Source organism: Paraburkholderia sp. SARCC-3016, from assembly GCF_031119615.1.
GTDB lineage: Bacteria > Pseudomonadota > Gammaproteobacteria > Burkholderiales > Burkholderiaceae > Paraburkholderia.
Window position 1 is genome coordinate 100,832 of sequence record NZ_JAVHZD010000014.1, and the last position, 16,567, is coordinate 117,398.

The following is a 16,567-nucleotide window of genomic DNA, read 5'->3' on the forward strand; positions in this document are numbered from 1 at the left end:
GCGGCTGGCAGGATTCGAACCCACGACCCCTTGGTTCGTAGCCAAGTACTCTATCCAACTGAGCTACAGCCGCACGCAAGACGGTACTGCTTACATTGTTGAGTCAATGCATTGACCCGGTTGTCGTGCTGCCGGATCAAATGAAAGGGCCTTCCCGGAAGAAGGCCCTTGAATAGGTGGCGCGGCTGGCAGGATTCGAACCCACGACCCCTTGGTTCGTAGCCAAGTACTCTATCCAACTGAGCTACAGCCGCACGCAGAAACGGAATTATAGCAAAGCTGGCAGAAAAGGGAAGCGGCATTCCGCGATTTGTCCGGTTGCTGCGATCATGTAGGCTTGGTATCGGGGCATCCGCTGATGGCCTCGCATCAATCAATGTTCTCGTTTTGGCTGCAGAGCCAGTCAGTATTGGCAGATCATCATGAACAAGGCTTTTGTCAAAGAATCGAGCGACGACAACGACGACGATCTCGACGTCGCACAACCGGACGTTCCTGCGGGAGCGAAGAACTACATCACGCCGGCAGGCCATCGCAGGCTGCGCACGGAGTTGCTGCATCTGATCGATGAAGAACGGCCCGAAGTCGTGAAGCTCGTGTCGTGGGCGGCGTCGAACGGCGACCGCTCGGAAAACGGCGACTATATCTATGGCAAGCGGCGCCTGAGGGAAATCGACCGGCGCATCCGCTTCCTGACCAAACGCCTCGATCTTGCGGAAGTGGTCAACAGCAGCAGGCAGGAGAATACCGACCAGGTGTTCTTTGGCGCGACCGTCGAATATGCGACCGGCGACGGTGAATCGCACACGGTGAAAATTGTCGGTATCGACGAGGTCGATCTGGACCACGGACACGTCAGCTGGATTTCGCCGATTGCGCGTGCTTTATTGAAGGCGAAGATCGGCGACCAGGTGACGTTGCATACGCCAGCGGGCCCGGAGTCGATCGATGTGCTCGACGTGCGCTATCCGTCTGCGGACGAGGAGGCGGCGTAAATCTCCCGCCAACGGACAGGCGGACAAGCTAGCACGCAACGATGGAGCGCGCGACAATAAAAAAAGGCGCCGCAAGCGGCGCCTTCAATACTGCGGATACTGCTCTTTTCTTGATCGCTTGTCTTAGAAGCGGTGACGGATACCACCGGTCACAGCAACCTGGTTGCTCGTCGCCGACGGCGCGCTCAGGCCGTTGATGATCGGGCGAACGACGGAGTTGTCGTTGGTCGTCACGTATTCAGCCTGCAGATACACGTCCGTACGCTTCGACAGCGCATAGTCCGTTTGCAGGTTGACCTGGTTGAAGTGAGGGTTCGTCGCTGCGAGGCTCGTCTTCGTGTACGTGTACGAACCGGCGATGCTCAATGCCGGCGTCAGAGCGTAACGTGCGTTGGCTTCAAAGTTCTGGAAGTGCGCGCTGTCCGGAGCGCCGAGGCTCTGGCTGCCGCCGCCCGAACCGAAGCCCGTGAGGTTCGTCAGGTTGGTCTGCGTGTAGACGAGGCCGAACGTTGCCGGTCCGAGCGTGTAGTTCGCGCCCGCGCCCCACGTCTGCTGACGCGTTGCGAAGAACGTGTTGTCGCCGTTGACCGCGCCGCTGGTGTTGAATGCAGCCGCCGTCGTCGACGTTGCGCCAGCGTTGTTGTTCAGTTGCAGGTAGCCAGCGCCGATGTTGAAGCCGGCGAAGCTATACGACGCGCCCGCGCTGTATGCACGGTTGTTCGCGAAGCCGTCAGCCTGGTTCGAGAAGCCGTACAACGCGCCGAACTTGAAGCCCGCGTAGTTCACGCTCGTGAACTTGACCGAGTTGTTCACACGGAACGAGTTGTTCAGGTTGTCGTTATCGAACGGGTGGGCGAACTGCGTGCCGCCATACTGCGTACCGGTCAGCGCCAGCGGGGCGACGAAGTCGACCATGCTGTCGTATTGACGGCCGAGGGTAACGGCGCCGAACTGGTCGCTCGCGAGACCAACGAACGCTTGACGACCGAACAGGCGGCTATTCTGCTTAAGCGTGCCGTCGTTGATGCCGAAGCCGCTTTCCAACGTGAAGATTGCCTTCAGGCCGCCACCGAGGTCCTCAGCGCCGCGCAGGCCCCAACGGCTGCCGTTGATCGAGCCCGACGTTTCCTGCACGTTGCTGTGGCCCCGCTGGTTGTTGGTATAGGTGATGCCGGCGTCGATCAAGCCGTACAGCGTAACGCTGCTCTGCGCGTGAGCCGCAGTAGCAAACACGCCCGTCAGGGCGGCGACCATGAGTGTCTTTTTCATCTTTGTAACTCCGAGAACAGGATGGGCTTTGGAAACCCAGGCTTTTGAGAAAACGGTTCACGCGAGGCGCTGCGAGAGGCGGAGTTCGCGCAAAAACGCGCTGACCAAGGCGCGTTCGTTTTCCGGTAGCCAAAGTGTAGAGATGCTCGTCGCCGCGTGACCGTTCCAGTTTCTGCAATAATGTATTACGGGATGGGAAATGATCGGTGGTGGCCTGCGCAGCCTTACTGGCAAAGGGCTTACACGCATTCGGGATGACCCTGGGGCGTGTACTCGCGACATCGCGTTGTGTAATTGCTACGGCGGATGATGCGGAAAAACAACAAAAATTCCGGCAAAGATCTGATTATTGCCGAACCAGAAATGAATGTTTGCGGACCACGCCGCTAATCCCGGTTAAAAGTGGGCGCTATACTGAATTTTCTGCTTTCCGAAGCAGACTTTTTCGTTGACGAAAAAGATCTCCAAACTTTGTCAGGCGCGACTTTACCGTCGCGCTTTTTTTCGCCGTGCGCACGCCTACCATCTGGAAGCCGGTTATTCCGCTATGCACGTCTCGTGATAGCGGCGGACGTCCATTCGGGCCCGGATGCGACGCTCCAATCTTCCATGACGTAATGTCGCGCGTCCATCGGGGAAGACAGCAGGTTCTGCCAATGATCGCCGTGCCAGACAGGATCGAAGGGCAACGCCGGAGGCGCCGCTGCGGGTCGGCTACCAGTCGCGAATTTCTCGGATTGATCAGTGAGCGGGGTGGTGAAACAGGCCGCGAAGCGGCGCATAACGGATAGCAGCATGGCAACCTCCCTGAATCCACTGCTGTGAACCATCATGTAATGCGCCCCACCGCCTAACAACCCGTAAAAACACTTACGAATATTCACGTTTTGTTACATATCGGCAGAAATTCCCTGCCTTAATCTGGCAGCGGTAAAAACGAGGCTGCTACTTATTCCTGTATTTAATAGAAACGCACGAATGCGACGCGCATTCGTCGAACGATAATCGGACGCTGGTAAACCACTGCTTGACGATTCACTGCATTAGCACGTATAAATGCCAAGCCGATATCGAATCAGTTCGGTTCGGTGTAATGAACTGTCTCGTCTCAAAACAAATTCGAGGAAATGGATATGGAAACCGGTGTCGTCAAATGGTTCAACGATGCTAAGGGCTTTGGCTTTATCACTTCTGATGCGGGTGGCGATGATCTCTTCGCTCATTTCTCCGAAATCCGCGCGGAGGGGTTCAAGTCGCTCAAAGAGAACCAGCGTGTCTCTTTCGACGTAAAGACCGGCCCGAAGGGCAAGCAGGCTGCGAACATCCAGCCGCTGTAATCGTATCGTAGAATCACGACGCCTGACGCAAGCCCTCGCATTTGGCGAGGGCTTTTTCGTTTGTGTGGTCAAAAATATCTGATGATATCCAATTCGAAAGGGCTTGATTGATTGGCCCGAATGCATCAATGATTATCAGACTTATCTCAAATCAATAAATCGGCGATTCAGAATTATCGCGTATAAACCGATCTGTCTCAAAGTATGCGCGATCGATTGTTGTACGGCTGAGCGGCTGCGGTAGCGAGCCTGCATACGCGAAACTTTCAGGCAGGCTTTGCGCCCGATGATGCATACTTGGCCTGACTTTATCGCACCCGAACCTGTTCCCATTCATGTCTGAAGCGTTCCTCGCGGCGCCGGCGCCGGCCGCGCTCGATGTTCCGATCGCGTTTGTCGATCTCGAAACGACCGGCGGCTCGGCCGGTGTGCATCGAATTACCGAAGTGGGCGTCGTCGAAGTCGGGCCGCATGGCACATCGCGCTGGAGCACGCTGGTCGATCCGCAGCAGCCGATTCCGCCGTTCATCCAGCAGCTAACCGGCATCACCGACGCAATGGTGCGCGGCGCGCCGACGTTCGATGCGATTGCACCCGAACTCTTTGCGCGGCTCGACGGCAAGCTCTTTGTCGCGCACAACGCAAGCTTCGATCGCGGTTTTCTGCACCGCGAATTCGAGCGCGTCGGGTTCGCGTTCAACCCCGATGTGCTGTGCACGGTACGTCTGTCGCGCGCGCTCTTCCCGGCCGAGAAGCGCCACGGGCTCGACGCGCTCGTCGAGCGGCACGCGCTCGTGCCGTCGGACAGGCACCGCGCGCTTGCCGACGCGGATCTGCTCTGGCAGTTCTGGCAGCGCCTGCCCGGCCTCGTGCCGCTCGACGCGCTGCGAGCACAGATCGACCGCACGATGCGGCGCTACCGGCTCGTCGGCGATCTCACCGAAGATTCGCTCGATGCGGCGCCCGCGGGGTGCGGTATCTATATGTTCTACGGAGAAAACGACGTCCCGCTGTTCGTGGGACGAAGCGTCCGGGTCCGTCAACGGATTCGCGCGCATCTGACGGGTGAGCGGCGCTCGTCGAAGGATATGCGGCTTGCGCAACTCGTGCGACGCGTCGACTGGCGCGCGACGGGCGGCGAGCTCGGTGCGCTGCTCGCCGAAGCGCAATGGATCGCCGCGCTGCGCCCGAGCCACAATCGTTCGCTGCGGACGTCGAGAAGCGATCCGGGCGATGCGCCGTGGCCGTTCGACGGCGCGATCGTGTTTGAAGAGCGCGGCGGGGGCGGCAAACACGCTGGCGAAGCGGAGTCCGCGTTTCATGTCGTCGACCGCTGGTGTTATCTGGGGCATGTGCAATCGGCAACGCAAGCGCATGCGCTGCTCGCGCAGGGCAAGGAAGGCGCGCCGCGCGGGTTCGAACTGTCGACGTATCGGATCCTGCAGACCCATCTTGCGCGTGGTTTGCGCGTGATGCCGGTCGAGTTGCCGCCGTCGTTGCAGATGTCGCAGCCGCCCGATTGGTGCGCGCCGCTGATCATCGAGCCGCCGGTCGAAACGCCGGCCAGCGAGCCCGCGTCCGCTGCCGCAAACGCGAGCTAGCCCGTTGCGCCGACCCCGCCCGACTCGCAGACGTGTCCGAGCGCCCGGTTGAGCGCCTCCGTCTGCGCCGCGTCATAACGCGTAAGCGACTTCCAGTTGGCAACACCCTGCGCGACCCGCGTCGGGCAATCGGGCGCGGCGCGAAGCGCTTGCACACGTCCGAGCGCGGCGATCATCGATTGCGTGAGCCGGTCCAGTTGCGGTCGCGTGCGCGTTGCAAGGTCGGGCGCCGGACCTTCGGGCGGCCGCAGCTTGCGCCATTGCTCGAAGAGCGCGTTCTGAATGTCCTTGCTGGCATCGATCTGGTCCTGGAAGAATTCGTGTGCGAACTCGGGGTCGACGCCTGCCGCCTGTGCGCGCTTCGCGACATCGGCGAGCAGTGCGGCTTCGCGGCGCGCATCGGCAATCGGCCGGTGATTGATCCACTTCCAGTGGGCGATGGGTTCGGCCAGTGCAAGCCGCTGCGAGACGAGCGAGATCAGGTTCGTGAGCGAAGTGTCGTCGGAATCGGCGCGGGCTGTGGCTGGCGCGAGCGCAAGAGCGAATCCGACCGCAAGTGCGGATGCGATTACACACATCAGGCGGAGTCTGCCGCGCGCGGCGCCGGACGTGGCCATCCGCCACGCGGCCGCTTGCCAGCGCCTGCTTGCAAGTAGTCGAGCGATATCAACGGCGCGCGGCCTTCCTCGCGGGAGCTTCGGCGCGCTATCAGCCGTTGCGATGTCCCCGTTCCCCGTTACTTCGGTTCGCACGACTTGCGTTGTTCGTCGAAAAACGCTCGCACGTGCTCCGGCAATTCCGCCCCGAGAAATTCGACGCCTGCGGGTTCCGGATCCGGACTCAACACCTTGTCAGGGGTCGGAATCTTCGGCGGTTTCGTGTCCATGACTTTCTCCTTTACAAATCGATTATCTGCCTCAGTCCCCGTTTGCTACCAGTGCGGTTGATGGGAAAACCAGCGTTTCGGTACTTTGTTGTTGCTTTAACGGCACACTGGCTCCGCGATTGAAGTTGCCTGAATAGAATTTATCGATTGTCCTTAATACTTCCTCGGGACCACTTCGAGACCACTTCAGGTCCAGTTCAACTTCAGGCCTGTCCGCTTCACATACTCCGATTTCATGTCCTTGCTATCTGCGCGCTTACTTCTGCCAGGTAGCGATGAAACGTTCGACTCGCTGGATCGGCGTGGTATGGCTCGCGGTAGTACGCGACGTGCTGCAACACCGGTCGTCGGTGATGCGCGCAACGCCAGCCTCGCGCCCCACTTCAAAAGTTGATCTGAAGCGGCCGTCGTTTCCCGCCTTGCAGCGCAACGTCTCTTACCACCATAACGACAAATTCGGACAGTTCGTTGACGGCCGTACAGACAGTGGCAGCCACCCGGATTTCCTCCCGCCTTCGATGCAAATGCAGGCGGCGGTGTCGCGCGCGACCGGTTGCGGTCGGAGCGGCGCACATCGTCGCCACGACTGAAAAGGCGCTGCGGTGCGCACCAAACCTTCCGATACGTAAACGCTTCAGCGGAGACCGCCATTCCGCTTTTTTGGCGCACGGCTTCAACGTGCCGCAAACTCGCAGGTCTGTCTCCGCAGAAGCCCTGCTGCTGTCGAATCTGCCCGGTTCACGCGATGCGCGTTCACCGTGTTATTGGCAGGTCGCGCCGAATGTACCGGCCATGTGACGTTGGACGGCAGCAAACAGAAGCATCGTGACGTTCGTGTGAAGATGATTGCGATGGATCGACTTGGCGGCAATGCGGACCCTCTCGCGCAAGCTGGCGGCTGACGCAGTTGCCGCCGCAGGTCGCGCAATATGCGAATGCGCAGGCGATACCGGAGAAGTCGCGCCGCGCTCTCGAATCGAGGCTGGAGTGGCGAGTTGCCGTGCACGGTGCTGATCGACTTGCGTGGCGCACGACAATCGCTTGGCGGATTGCTGGCGCCTCGTGTGCTGGATGAATGGCGCCGAATCCAGGAGTACCACGAGAAGCAGCGCATTCAGAAAGCAAAAAGCCCGGCCAAATGACCGGGCTAAATGCTTGCAACTACACTTGTTTCTTGTTGGTGCCGGAAAGAGGAATCGAACCCCCGACCTTCGCATTACGAATGCGCTGCTCTACCGTCTGAGCTATTCCGGCATCAGGAGAACCGCGATTATAGGGACTTCTTTATCGGCTTGGCAAGCCCCGCACTTATTTTTTTCTTTCGAGGTGGTAACGGGTAACGCGGTCGACTTCGTTCTTCGAGCCAAGGAACACCGCGACGCGCTCATGCAGATGTCCCGGCGTAATGTCGAGGATGCGCTGTTCGCCGTTCGTCGCCGCGCCGCCCGCCTGTTCAACGATAAACGACATCGGATTGGCCTCGTACATGAGCCGCAGTTTGCCGGGCCGGTCGGGCGTGCGCTTGTCGGCCGGATACATGAAAATTCCCCCGCGGCTCAGAATGCGATGCACGTCTGCAACCATCGAGGCGATCCAGCGCATATTGAAGTCCGCCTGGCGCGGGCCTTCCTTGCCGGCATTCAATTCGTTGACATATTGCTGCACCGGCTCGTGCCAGTGACGCGAATTCGATGCGTTGATCGCATATTCGCGCGTATCGACGGGGATGCGCATGTCGCTTTGCGTGAGCACCCACGACCCCAGTTCGCGATCGAGCGTAAAGCAGTTCACGCCATTGCCGGTGGTCAGTACGAGCACCGTTTGCGGACCGTACACGGCATAGCCGGCCGCGACCTGCTGCGTGCCCGGCTGCAGGAATGACGCCTCGGTCGGCTGCTGGCCGTCGGGGCAGCGCAGCACCGAGAAGATCGTGCCGATCGACACGTTCACGTCGATATTCGACGAACCGTCGAGCGGATCGAACACGAGCAGGTATTCCCCGCGCGGGTAGTTGGCCGGAATGGGGAAAAACTGCTCCATTTCCTCGGAGGCCATGCCGGCGAGATTGCCGCCCCATTCGTTTGCCTCGAGCAGAATTTCGTTCGACAGGATGTCGAGCTTTTTCTGCACTTCGCCTTGCACGTTTTCGCTGCCTGCGGTGCCGAGCGCATCGCCGAGCGCGCCTTTGCTGACGTGATAGCTGATGGCCTTGCACGCGCGTGCAACGACTTCGATCAAAAGACGCAGATCCGCGGGAAGATTGTTGTACTCGCGCTGCTGCTCGATCAGGTACTTCGTGAGAGTGGTGCGGCGTGGCAGTGACATTGCAGTGCTCCGGGAAGGCTCAGGAATGCATCGATTTTACCTGCTCGCCTGCCAGATTCCGCATAAAGAAAATGTGAAAGCCGTGGCGCTGAGGTTGCAGATACGGTTGCAGGTGTCGTTGCAGGTGTCGTTGCAGATGCGGTCGAAGAATGCGGTCACCGATGTGATGGCGAACGCGCTTGCAGGGTGTCTTGCGCAGTCAGCCCTTACGCGAAGCCGCGCCAGCGACGCCATTGGCGACGCGTCGCGCCGCACTCGCCGCGAGCGTGGCGGCGCGCGCATTGGCGGACTGCGTTTTCGGCGGCTTCGGGCGTTCGCGCGGCGGCAGCGGCTCGACTTCGCGCTCGATTTGCGCGCCGGACTGCGCCGTGGTGACGCGCAGGTCGTACGCGATCTGCAGGTTCATCCAGAAGAGCGCGCTGGTGCCGAAATAACGCGCGAGACGCAAGGCCGTTTCCGGTGAGACCGCGCGCTTGCCGCGCACGACATCGTTGATGCGCGGCGCCGGTACACGCAGCGCAAGCGCGAGTGCGTTTACCGACATACCGCGCGGATCGAGAAACTCCGCGCGCAGCACTTCACCGGGGTGGACCGCGGTGATCCGCTCGCCGGTCGCGATATCCGAAAAATCCGTGCTCGCGAGTTCGGAACGTTTGATGACCATACAGCCTCCCTTGAATCAGTGGCAGTCCACAATTTCGACGTTCAGCGCTTCGCCTTCGGCGAAGTAAAAGCAGATTCGCCATTGCTCGATGATGCGGATGCTCCACTGACCGCTGCGTTCGCCCTGCAACGCTTCGAGCCGATTGCCGGGCGGCACGAGCAGGTCGGAGGGCGAGGTTGCCGCGTCGAGCATGTGCAGTTTGCGATGCGCGAGCGACTGAATATGGACAGGCAGCGTACGGGCGAATCCGCCCGCGAAAGCAAGCGCCGTTGCCTTGTCGCCAAATGATGAAATCATAGGTATCGTATAACGCACTGCGTTAAATGTAAAGTGTTGTTCGAGTGCGTTTACTTTGACGGCGTCACGCGACGCTGAACAGTCGTCCGAACGGCCAGCGGTCGCGCTGCGCAAACAAAAAAGCCGGCAACGTGTGCCGGCTTCGTACTACAGAACGGGAACGGGCTGTGTCAGCCGAGCGCCTTCTCGACAATCTCGCGCACGTCGCGCGACTTGACCTGTGCGGCAACCTTTTCGAGCGCGCCGCGCATCTGCTCGCGCAATGCGGGCGTGAAACGGCGCCACAATTCGAGTGTGCGCGCGAGGCGCGCCGCGACTTGCGGATTGAGCGCGTCGAGCGCGATCACCTGCTCGGCCCAGAACGCGTAACCAGAGCCGTCTTCCGCATGGAATTGCGCGGGGTTCGCGCCGCAGAAACTGAAGATCAGCGAGCGCGCGCGATTCGGGTTCTTCAGGTTGAACGCGGGATGCGTCATGAGCTTGCGCACGATATCGATGACGGGCCGCTGCGGTGTGCCGCGCTGCGTCGCCTGCAGGGCGAACCACTTGTCGATGACGAGCGGCTCCTTTTCGAAACGGCGATAGAAGTCGTCGAGCGCATGCTGCGCCTCGCCGTTGCCGGAAGCGGCCGCGGCAGTCAGCAGCGCGGATAGCGCGGCGGCGCGATCGGTCATGTTGTTGGCCGACGCATACTGCGCCGATGCAAGCCGCACCGCGTCGCTCGGATCGTCGAGTTCGGCGAGATACGCGAGCGCGAGATTCTTCAGGCCGCGGTGGCCCGAATCTTCCGGCGTGGCCTGATAGGCGCCCGGCGTCTGATGCCGTTCGTAGATCGCGAGCCAGTCGCCCCTGAGCGCATTCGCGAGGCGCTGCCGGACGAACTGGCGCGCGCGGTGCACCGCCGCCGGGTTCGATTCGCCCATCTGCTCGGCCAGGTAGGCCTCCGATGGCAGCATCAGCGCGAGTTCGCGGAACGCCGGCGACAGCGTTTCGTCGTTCAGCACGCGCGCAAATGCCGTGACGACTGCATCGTCGAGTTGCAGCGGCGTGCCGTTTGCCGCGTGATCGGCGAGCGTCAGCAGTTCGCGCGTCGCGAGCCGTTGTCCGGCTTCCCAGCGGTTGAACGGATCGCTGTCGTGCGCGAGCAGGAAGGCGAGTTCGTCGCCGCTGTAGTCGTATTCGACGATGACCGGTGCCGAGAAATTGCGCAGCAGCGACGGCAGCGGCTTTTCGGCGACGTCGACGAACGTGAAGGTCTGCTCGCTTTCGGTGAATTCGAGCACGCGCGTGGTTGCGGCGGGAGCCTGCGCTTCGCCTTCGAGACGCAGCGGCAGATCTTTGCCGTCCGCGCCGATCAGACCGATCGCGAATGGAATCAGCAGCGGGCCTTTCTGCGTTTCGCGCGCGGCCGGAGAACTCTCGCCATAGCCCTGTCTCAGTGTGACGCGATAACGGCGTTGCGCGGCATCGTAGCCGGTGGACACCGTCACCCGCGGTGTGCCGGCCTGGCTGTACCAGCGCTCGAATTGCGCGAGGTCGCGGCCATTCGCATCGGCCATCGCCATGCGGAAATCGTCGCACGTAACCGCATGACCATCGTGACGCTCGAAATACAGGTCCATGCCGCGCCGGAAGCCGTCGCGGCCGAATAGCGTCTGATACATCCGCACGACTTCCGAGCCTTTCTCATAGACCGTCATCGTGTAGAAGTTGTTGATTTCGACGTAGCTCTCGGGGCGCACCGGATGCGCCATCGGGCCCGCGTCCTCGGCGAACTGCATCTGCCGCAGCACGCGCACGTCTTCGATGCGCTTGGTCGCGCGCGCAGCTTCGTCGCCGCCGTTCTCTGCGGTTTGCCGGTGAGCGCCGGCCGCCATATCGGCCGAAAATTCCTGGTCGCGAAACACGGTCAGACCTTCTTTGAGGCTTAGCTGGAACCAGTCGCGGCAGGTCACGCGGTTGCCGGTCCAGTTGTGGAAATACTCATGGCCGACCACTGCTTCGATGTTCGCGAAGTCGGTATCGGTCGCCGTTTCCGGGTTCGCGAGTACGTACTTCGTATTGAAGATGTTGAGGCCTTTGTTTTCCATCGCGCCCATGTTGAAGTCGCTGACCGCGACGATCATGAAGCGGTCGAGATCGAGTTCGAGCCCGAAGCGCCGTTCGTCCCAGCGAATCGAATGGATCAGCGAGTCCATCGCGTGCCGCGTCTTGTCGAGATCGTGCGGTTCGACCCAGACCTGCAGCAGTTTTTCCTTGCCCGAACCGGACGTGACGCGCTCCTCGAGCGCGACGAGCTTGCCGGCTACGAGCGCGAACAGATAACTCGGTTTCCTGAACGGATCTTCCCAGCGCGCGAAGTGCCGGCCGTCCGGCAGATCGCCCTGTTCGAGCAGATTGCCGTTCGACAGCAGCACCGGGTACGCCTGCTTGTCGGCCCGCAGCGTGACCGTGTAGGTGGCCATGACATCGGGGCGGTCGAGAAACCACGTGATGCGGCGAAACCCTTCCGCCTCGCATTGCGTGAAGAAGTTGCCGCTCGATACATAGAGCCCCGAGAGCGTCGTGTTTTCCGCCGGATTGCAGGTGCCGACGAGCGTCAGTTCGAATGCATCGGGCACGTTTTCGACGGTGAGGCCGTGTTCATGCACCCGCACCGCGGCATGCGGCTTGCCGTCGACGGCGGCACTGACGAAGTCGAGCTGTTCGCCCATCAGTTCGAGGTGCGTGGCATGCGTGGCGTCCGGATTGCGGCGCACACGCATCGTGTTCCTGACGGTCGTACGTTCGGGCACGAGATCGAATTCGAGCGCGACGGTATCGATGAGGAAGGCAGGCGCCGTGTAGTCGGCGCGGCGGATGACGGGGGGCGTAACGGTATCGGCCATGGTCGGAAGAAAATGAGAGTCTCGAAGCCGGCTCGCGTGGTGCGCGAACCGGGCTGGTCGGATCATTTTAAAAGCAAAGCAAGACCCCGGGGGACAGCCGGGGCGCCCGCCGTCCGGCGCGGGCGTTCCATCCCGTTCCGGGCAGCTCGTGTTTCGCTTGCGCGGCAGCTTGCGCAAGATGGTCGGCACCGCACGAACGGGCCATGCGCGTGGCCTGCGACGCTCGAACTTTTGGTGCGATGGCAGGGTCAGCGTATTATCAGGGCCGCCTGCGCGGCGCGCGCGGGCGACGACAGCGAAACAAAGGAAATACGATGAAGCTCGATCGAAGGACCCATCCGTGGGTACGCCACGCCGGGCTGATGTTCGCCGCAATGGCGATGCTACTGGCGGGCTGCACGTCGTATGTGACGACGCAGGTCACCGCGTTTTCGAACTGGGACGGCGGCAGCGACGCGACGCGCACCTACGCATTCCAGCGCACCGCTTCGCAAGCGAACAGCATCGAAGACTCGACGTACGAACAGGTGGTCGCGAACGAACTGGCGACACATGCGTTCAGCCAGGTCGATCTGGACAAGGCACATTACCTCGTTGCCATTGCATACGGTACACGTTCGGATATGGCGGTGTCTTCGGCGCCGGCTTATTACTACGATCCGTGGCCGGGTCCGTACTACTGGAGTCGTCCGTATGGCTGGGGCGGCGGGCCATGGGGCCCGTGGGGGCCGTGGGGGCCTTATGGCGGCGGCTATGTGACGCAAAGCTATCCGGTGTTTACGCAGACGCTCGGCATTCGTATCACCGATCGTCTGAGCGGCAAGGAAGTCTATAACGTGACCGCGCGCAGTTCCGGCGACGAACCGTCGCTCGTGTATGCGATGCCGTATCTGGCGCGCAGTGCGATGGCCGATTTCCCGCTCGGCAATGGCGTGGTGCGAACCGTGAAGCTGCCGGTCAATGGGCAGGGCGGCGCGCCGAACGAAGTCGCGGCGGGCGCTGCGGCGCCTGTCGTGCCGGCTTCGGGTGCAAAGACGGTGCAGTAAAGGTCGAAGCGGCGTTGCTGCGAAAGCTCGCAGCAACGCTCGTTGAAGTCAGGGCATCGGCTGCGGCAAGCGCTGCCGCGGGCGGGCTACCCCCCGGCGCACCGGCTGCCGCTCAAATCCCCACGCCGCACAGCGCAAGCGCGCCAAGCACGACGAACATCACCGCGGCAATCCCATGCACGAGTTTCGTCGGCAGTCTGTGCGCGAAGCGGTCGCCGAGCAGGATCGCCGGCACGTTCGCGAGCATCATCCCGAGCGTCGTGCCCGCGACGACGCCGAAAAAATCATGAAAGCGCGCGGCGAGCGCAACCGTAGCGAGCTGTGTCTTATCGCCCATCTCCGCGAGAAAAAACGTGACGACTGTCGCGCCGAATACGCCGAGATGCGTGCGGTTCGTTTTCGCTTCGTCTTCGTCGAGCTTGTCGGGCACGAGAATCCACAACCCCATGCCGATAAACGACGCCGCAAGCGCCCAGCGCATGACCGTTGGCGTGACGAGCGAGCCTAACCATGCACCGAGCGCGCCGGCGCCGGCATGATTGATCAGGGTCGCAGCGAGCACGCCGAGGATGATCGGCATCGGCTTGCGATAGCGCGCTGCAAGAACGAGCGAGAGGAGTTGTGTCTTGTCGCCGATTTCGGCAAGTGCGACCGCACCGGTCGAGATGAGAAAAGCCTGATCCACGTTTTATTGATTTCCCCGGGCCGGATGTGAGCGAGCGACGACCCATATCGCGCCGGGCCCTGTCACGGCACGCTATGGATCATCGGTCTCGCCAGGCCAAAGGCTGCGTCTGCCATGGCCGTACAGGCCAAGTTTGTTGACAGACACCCCCGCGAACGATGTGCGGTGCGCGCTTTCCTGAAACCGGATTGAAAGCATGGCGCATGACATCGAGCTGGGCGGCTACTCCCCAATGAGCGGCGGATTATATCACGCGTCCTTGCGTGTCCTGCTCGTTTTGTCGTTACTTTTTTCGCCGATCGAGTCCATTTGCCTATTTCATTGCAAAACGGGCGGTTCTGGCGCGTCGGTTCGGGCAAGCGTATCGGAATCCTGAATGCGCAGGTTCATGCGATTTCGATGCGTATTGAATTTAGCTGCGCCGCTGAAAAATTGCCCGAACGCCACCTGGCGTACCGAAAAACTGCACCAAAAAACTACGCCAGAAAACTGCGAGAAAATCGCCGCCGGCGCAAGTGCCGCGGGCTCTACGCGTCGCGTGTGAGAGACGAATACCGGTGGATCCCGGTTTTGGGCTGATTTATCCAAAAATGTTGCGTATCATTCGGCGGTCGCGGACGCCGCGGCAGGGAGCAGGTTCGAAGGGCTTGGCGCCCCGTACTCAATAAACAGCGGCCGGTGCCGTTATAACTCGCTAAACAGGAAAATACTGGACCCCTGATTAGCGAATGCCCGCGAAGAAGGGTGCGCTTGCGCGTCATGCAGCGCGCGAAGCCTCCTTTCTACGCACCGGCCCACCCCGTATGCGCGTACACCGATATGCCCAATCTGCAGTGGACCGTTCCGGTCGCTCGCTGGTCTTCCTGGCCTGTCAACGCAGCCAAAGCACCCGACCTCGGCTTTATCGAGCCGATCGTGCGGCGGCGTCTGAGCGGTCTGTCGCGCGTTGCGCTGAAAGTTGCGCACGACTGCGCCGCGGATCGCGAAGCCGTGCGCGTGCTGTTTGCGTCGCGGCATGGCGAATTGCGACGGACCACGGACATTCTGCACGCGATGACAGCGGGCGAGCCCGTTTCGCCGACGTCGTTCAGCCTGTCGGTACTGAATGCGATGACGGGCCTGTTCGGCATCGCGCGCGGCGACCGGAGCGCGGCGGGCGCGGTGTCGGCGGGCGCCGCCACGCTCGGCTACGCACTTTTCGAAGCGCATGCGCAATACGCGGCGGATCCGTCGGCGCCCGTATTGATGGTCTATGCGGACGAGCCAGCGGATGCCGTATACGGCACGGTCGAACACGAAGTGAAGGGCGGCGCGCTCGCTGTGCTGCTCGATGCGTCGACGGCAATCGGCCGCCTCGAATGCTCGACGTCGGGCGAAGGCAGATGCGCAGGCGACCCGGGCACCGTCGCGTTCGCTACACAAAGCGAGGCGCTCTTGCAGTGTCTCGAGGGACGCGCCGCATCGCGGTGGCAAAACGGCTCCGCGAGATGGGAGTGGAACTGGCATGACGGCGAGGCTTGATTACTACTGGCGGCTCGTTGCCACTGGCATGAGCTTCGTCGCGTTCGGCATCTGCGGGCTCGCGTTTTCGCTGCTCGCGTTTCCGCTCGCGTCGCTGTGGCCGCATCGCGCGGTGCGCCAGCGCGCAGTGGCCGCGCTGATTCACGTGTTCTTTCGCGCGCTGGTCCGGGTGCTGCGTATCGTGGGCGTCATGAAGCTCGACGTGGCCGGCGTCGACGCGTTGCGCGCACGCCGGCCGGCGATCGTCGTCGCCAATCACCCGACGTGGCTCGACGTGATGGTGCTGTTGTCGCTCACGCCACGCGCATGCTGCGTCGTGAAGAGCACGCATTGGGGCAACCCGTGTTTCTGGGGCATCGTGCGCGCGGCCTCGTATGTGAGCAACGCGGACCCGGTCGAGCTCGTCGAAGCGGGCGCGCGGCAGCTCGCCGACGGCTACACGATGATCATCTTTCCCGAAGGCACGCGCAGCCCCGCGCCGAACCGGTTGCATGCGTTCTCGCGCGGCTTCGCGCACATGGCCCTGGGCACGCGCGCACCGATCCTGCCGGTGCTGATGGATTGCGATCCGCCGGCATTCACGAAAGGCATGCGCTGGTACGACGTGCCGCCGCGTCCGTTTCATATGCGCGTGAACGTGCTCGCGCCGATCGGCATCGATGTCTTCACCGCGCCCGATATGCCGCCCGCGCTCGCGGCACGCCGCATGACGAGCGCAATCGAAGCCCACATTACCCAGCATCTGTTCGACTATGGATTCTTTAAAGCTTGAGATCAAACAGCTTCTGATCGAGGCGCTCGATCTGGAAGATCTGACGCCGGCCGATATCGACGACGACGCGCCGCTGTTCGCGACCGACGGCGTCGGGCTCGACTCGATCGACGCACTCGAGATCGGCATCGTGCTGCGCAAGCATTACCAGCTCACGATTGCCGCCAACGATGAAAGCACACGCGAGCACTTCCGTTCGATCAGCACGCTCGCGGCGCTGGTGGCAAGCCAGCGCGAACCGGCGGATGCCGCCGACAGCACAATAAAGAAGGGGGAATAGG

At 61.6% G+C, this 16,567-nt stretch carries 16 protein-coding genes, 3 tRNA genes and 1 riboswitch; of the genes, 8 read left to right on the forward strand and 11 right to left on the reverse strand.

Annotation, left to right across the window (positions count from 1 at the left end):
• Together QYH69_RS15840 and QYH69_RS15845 are read right to left on the reverse strand one after the other, a co-directional pair.
• Nucleotides 1-73: transfer RNA gene (locus tag QYH69_RS15840), tRNA-Arg, on the reverse strand.
• Between the two features lie 104 nt (nucleotides 74-177).
• Nucleotides 178-254: transfer RNA gene (locus tag QYH69_RS15845), tRNA-Arg, on the reverse strand.
• A 168-nt stretch (nucleotides 255-422) separates the two neighbouring features.
• Between QYH69_RS15845 and greB the strand changes: the two genes are divergently transcribed.
• On the forward strand, nucleotides 423-995 hold the full coding sequence (gene greB, locus QYH69_RS15850) for a transcription elongation factor GreB (protein WP_308832807.1): 573 nt from the start codon (nucleotides 423-425) through the stop codon (nucleotides 993-995).
• Between the two features lie 123 nt (nucleotides 996-1,118).
• Here greB and QYH69_RS15855 read toward each other — a convergent pair whose 3' ends face one another.
• Nucleotides 1,119-2,264: a porin gene (locus tag QYH69_RS15855; RefSeq protein ID WP_308832808.1), complete on the reverse strand. Its 1,146-nt coding sequence runs from the start codon at nucleotides 2,262-2,264 to the stop codon at nucleotides 1,119-1,121.
• A 1,133-nt stretch (nucleotides 2,265-3,397) separates the two neighbouring features.
• Here QYH69_RS15855 and QYH69_RS15865 point away from each other — a divergent pair.
• Nucleotides 3,398-3,601, forward strand: a complete 204-nt coding sequence (locus tag QYH69_RS15865; protein ID WP_075158921.1) for a cold-shock protein — start codon at nucleotides 3,398-3,400, stop codon at nucleotides 3,599-3,601.
• A gap of 335 nt (nucleotides 3,602-3,936) precedes the next feature.
• The gene (locus QYH69_RS15870) at nucleotides 3,937-5,202 is read left to right on the forward strand and encodes an exonuclease domain-containing protein (RefSeq protein ID WP_308832810.1); all 1,266 of its coding nucleotides are present in this window, start codon (nucleotides 3,937-3,939) and stop codon (nucleotides 5,200-5,202) included.
• Here QYH69_RS15870 and QYH69_RS15875 read toward each other — a convergent pair.
• The 7 genes from QYH69_RS15875 to pepN form a co-directional block, all read right to left on the reverse strand.
• Nucleotides 5,199-5,780 carry a chorismate mutase gene (locus tag QYH69_RS15875; protein ID WP_308832811.1) on the reverse strand — a complete coding sequence of 194 codons (582 nt, stop codon included), beginning with the start codon at nucleotides 5,778-5,780 and terminating at the stop codon, nucleotides 5,199-5,201. The genes QYH69_RS15870 and QYH69_RS15875 overlap by 4 nt on opposite strands.
• A 158-nt stretch (nucleotides 5,781-5,938) precedes the next feature.
• Nucleotides 5,939-6,088 carry a hypothetical protein gene (locus tag QYH69_RS15880; RefSeq protein ID WP_198039152.1) on the reverse strand — a complete coding sequence of 50 codons (150 nt, stop codon included), beginning with the start codon at nucleotides 6,086-6,088 and terminating at the stop codon, nucleotides 5,939-5,941.
• Between the two features lie 1,178 nt (nucleotides 6,089-7,266).
• Nucleotides 7,267-7,342: transfer RNA gene (locus QYH69_RS15885), tRNA-Thr, on the reverse strand.
• Nucleotides 7,343-7,396: 54 nt separating this feature from the next.
• Nucleotides 7,397-8,413: a class 1 fructose-bisphosphatase gene (locus QYH69_RS15890; RefSeq protein ID WP_308832812.1), complete on the reverse strand. Its 1,017-nt coding sequence runs from the start codon at nucleotides 8,411-8,413 to the stop codon at nucleotides 7,397-7,399.
• 199 nt (nucleotides 8,414-8,612) lie between these two features.
• A complete protein-coding gene (locus tag QYH69_RS15895) occupies nucleotides 8,613-9,077 on the reverse strand; it encodes a HigA family addiction module antitoxin (protein WP_308832813.1) in 465 nt (154 codons plus the stop codon).
• Between the two features lie 15 nt (nucleotides 9,078-9,092).
• Entirely contained in the window at nucleotides 9,093-9,374 is a 282-nt protein-coding gene (locus QYH69_RS15900; protein ID WP_308832814.1) for a type II toxin-antitoxin system RelE/ParE family toxin, read from the reverse strand.
• A 170-nt stretch (nucleotides 9,375-9,544) separates the two neighbouring features.
• Nucleotides 9,545-12,262, reverse strand: a complete 2,718-nt coding sequence (gene pepN / locus QYH69_RS15905) for an aminopeptidase N (RefSeq protein ID WP_308832815.1) — start codon at nucleotides 12,260-12,262, stop codon at nucleotides 9,545-9,547.
• Between the two features lie 314 nt (nucleotides 12,263-12,576).
• Between pepN and QYH69_RS15910 the strand changes: the two genes are divergently transcribed.
• Nucleotides 12,577-13,308, forward strand: a complete 732-nt coding sequence (locus QYH69_RS15910) for a DUF4136 domain-containing protein (RefSeq protein WP_308832816.1) — start codon at nucleotides 12,577-12,579, stop codon at nucleotides 13,306-13,308.
• A gap of 112 nt (nucleotides 13,309-13,420) precedes the next feature.
• On the opposite strand, the gene QYH69_RS15915 is transcribed toward QYH69_RS15910, so the two are convergent.
• Nucleotides 13,421-13,993: a TMEM165/GDT1 family protein gene (locus QYH69_RS15915; RefSeq protein ID WP_308832817.1), complete on the reverse strand. Its 573-nt coding sequence runs from the start codon at nucleotides 13,991-13,993 to the stop codon at nucleotides 13,421-13,423.
• 55 nt (nucleotides 13,994-14,048) lie between these two features.
• Nucleotides 14,049-14,236, reverse strand: a riboswitch (yybP-ykoY riboswitch).
• A gap of 66 nt (nucleotides 14,237-14,302) precedes the next feature.
• Here QYH69_RS15915 and QYH69_RS15920 point away from each other — a divergent pair.
• The 4 genes from QYH69_RS15920 (at nucleotide 14,303) to QYH69_RS15935 (ending at nucleotide 16,566) form a co-directional block, all read left to right on the forward strand.
• Entirely contained in the window at nucleotides 14,303-14,572 is a 270-nt protein-coding gene (locus tag QYH69_RS15920; RefSeq protein ID WP_308832818.1) for a hypothetical protein, read from the forward strand.
• A 240-nt stretch (nucleotides 14,573-14,812) separates the two neighbouring features.
• Nucleotides 14,813-15,514, forward strand: coding sequence for a beta-ketoacyl synthase chain length factor (locus QYH69_RS15925; protein ID WP_308832882.1), 702 nt, complete (start codon nucleotides 14,813-14,815; stop codon nucleotides 15,512-15,514).
• Nucleotides 15,498-16,286, forward strand: a complete 789-nt coding sequence (locus QYH69_RS15930) for a 1-acyl-sn-glycerol-3-phosphate acyltransferase (protein WP_308832819.1) — start codon at nucleotides 15,498-15,500, stop codon at nucleotides 16,284-16,286. Before QYH69_RS15925 ends, QYH69_RS15930 begins: the two co-directional genes overlap by 17 nt.
• Nucleotides 16,267-16,566 (forward strand): phosphopantetheine-binding protein, encoded by a 300-nt coding sequence (locus QYH69_RS15935; RefSeq protein WP_075157853.1) that lies wholly within the window; start codon nucleotides 16,267-16,269, stop codon nucleotides 16,564-16,566. Before QYH69_RS15930 ends, QYH69_RS15935 begins: the two co-directional genes overlap by 20 nt.
• Nucleotide 16,567: the final 1 nt, after the last annotated feature.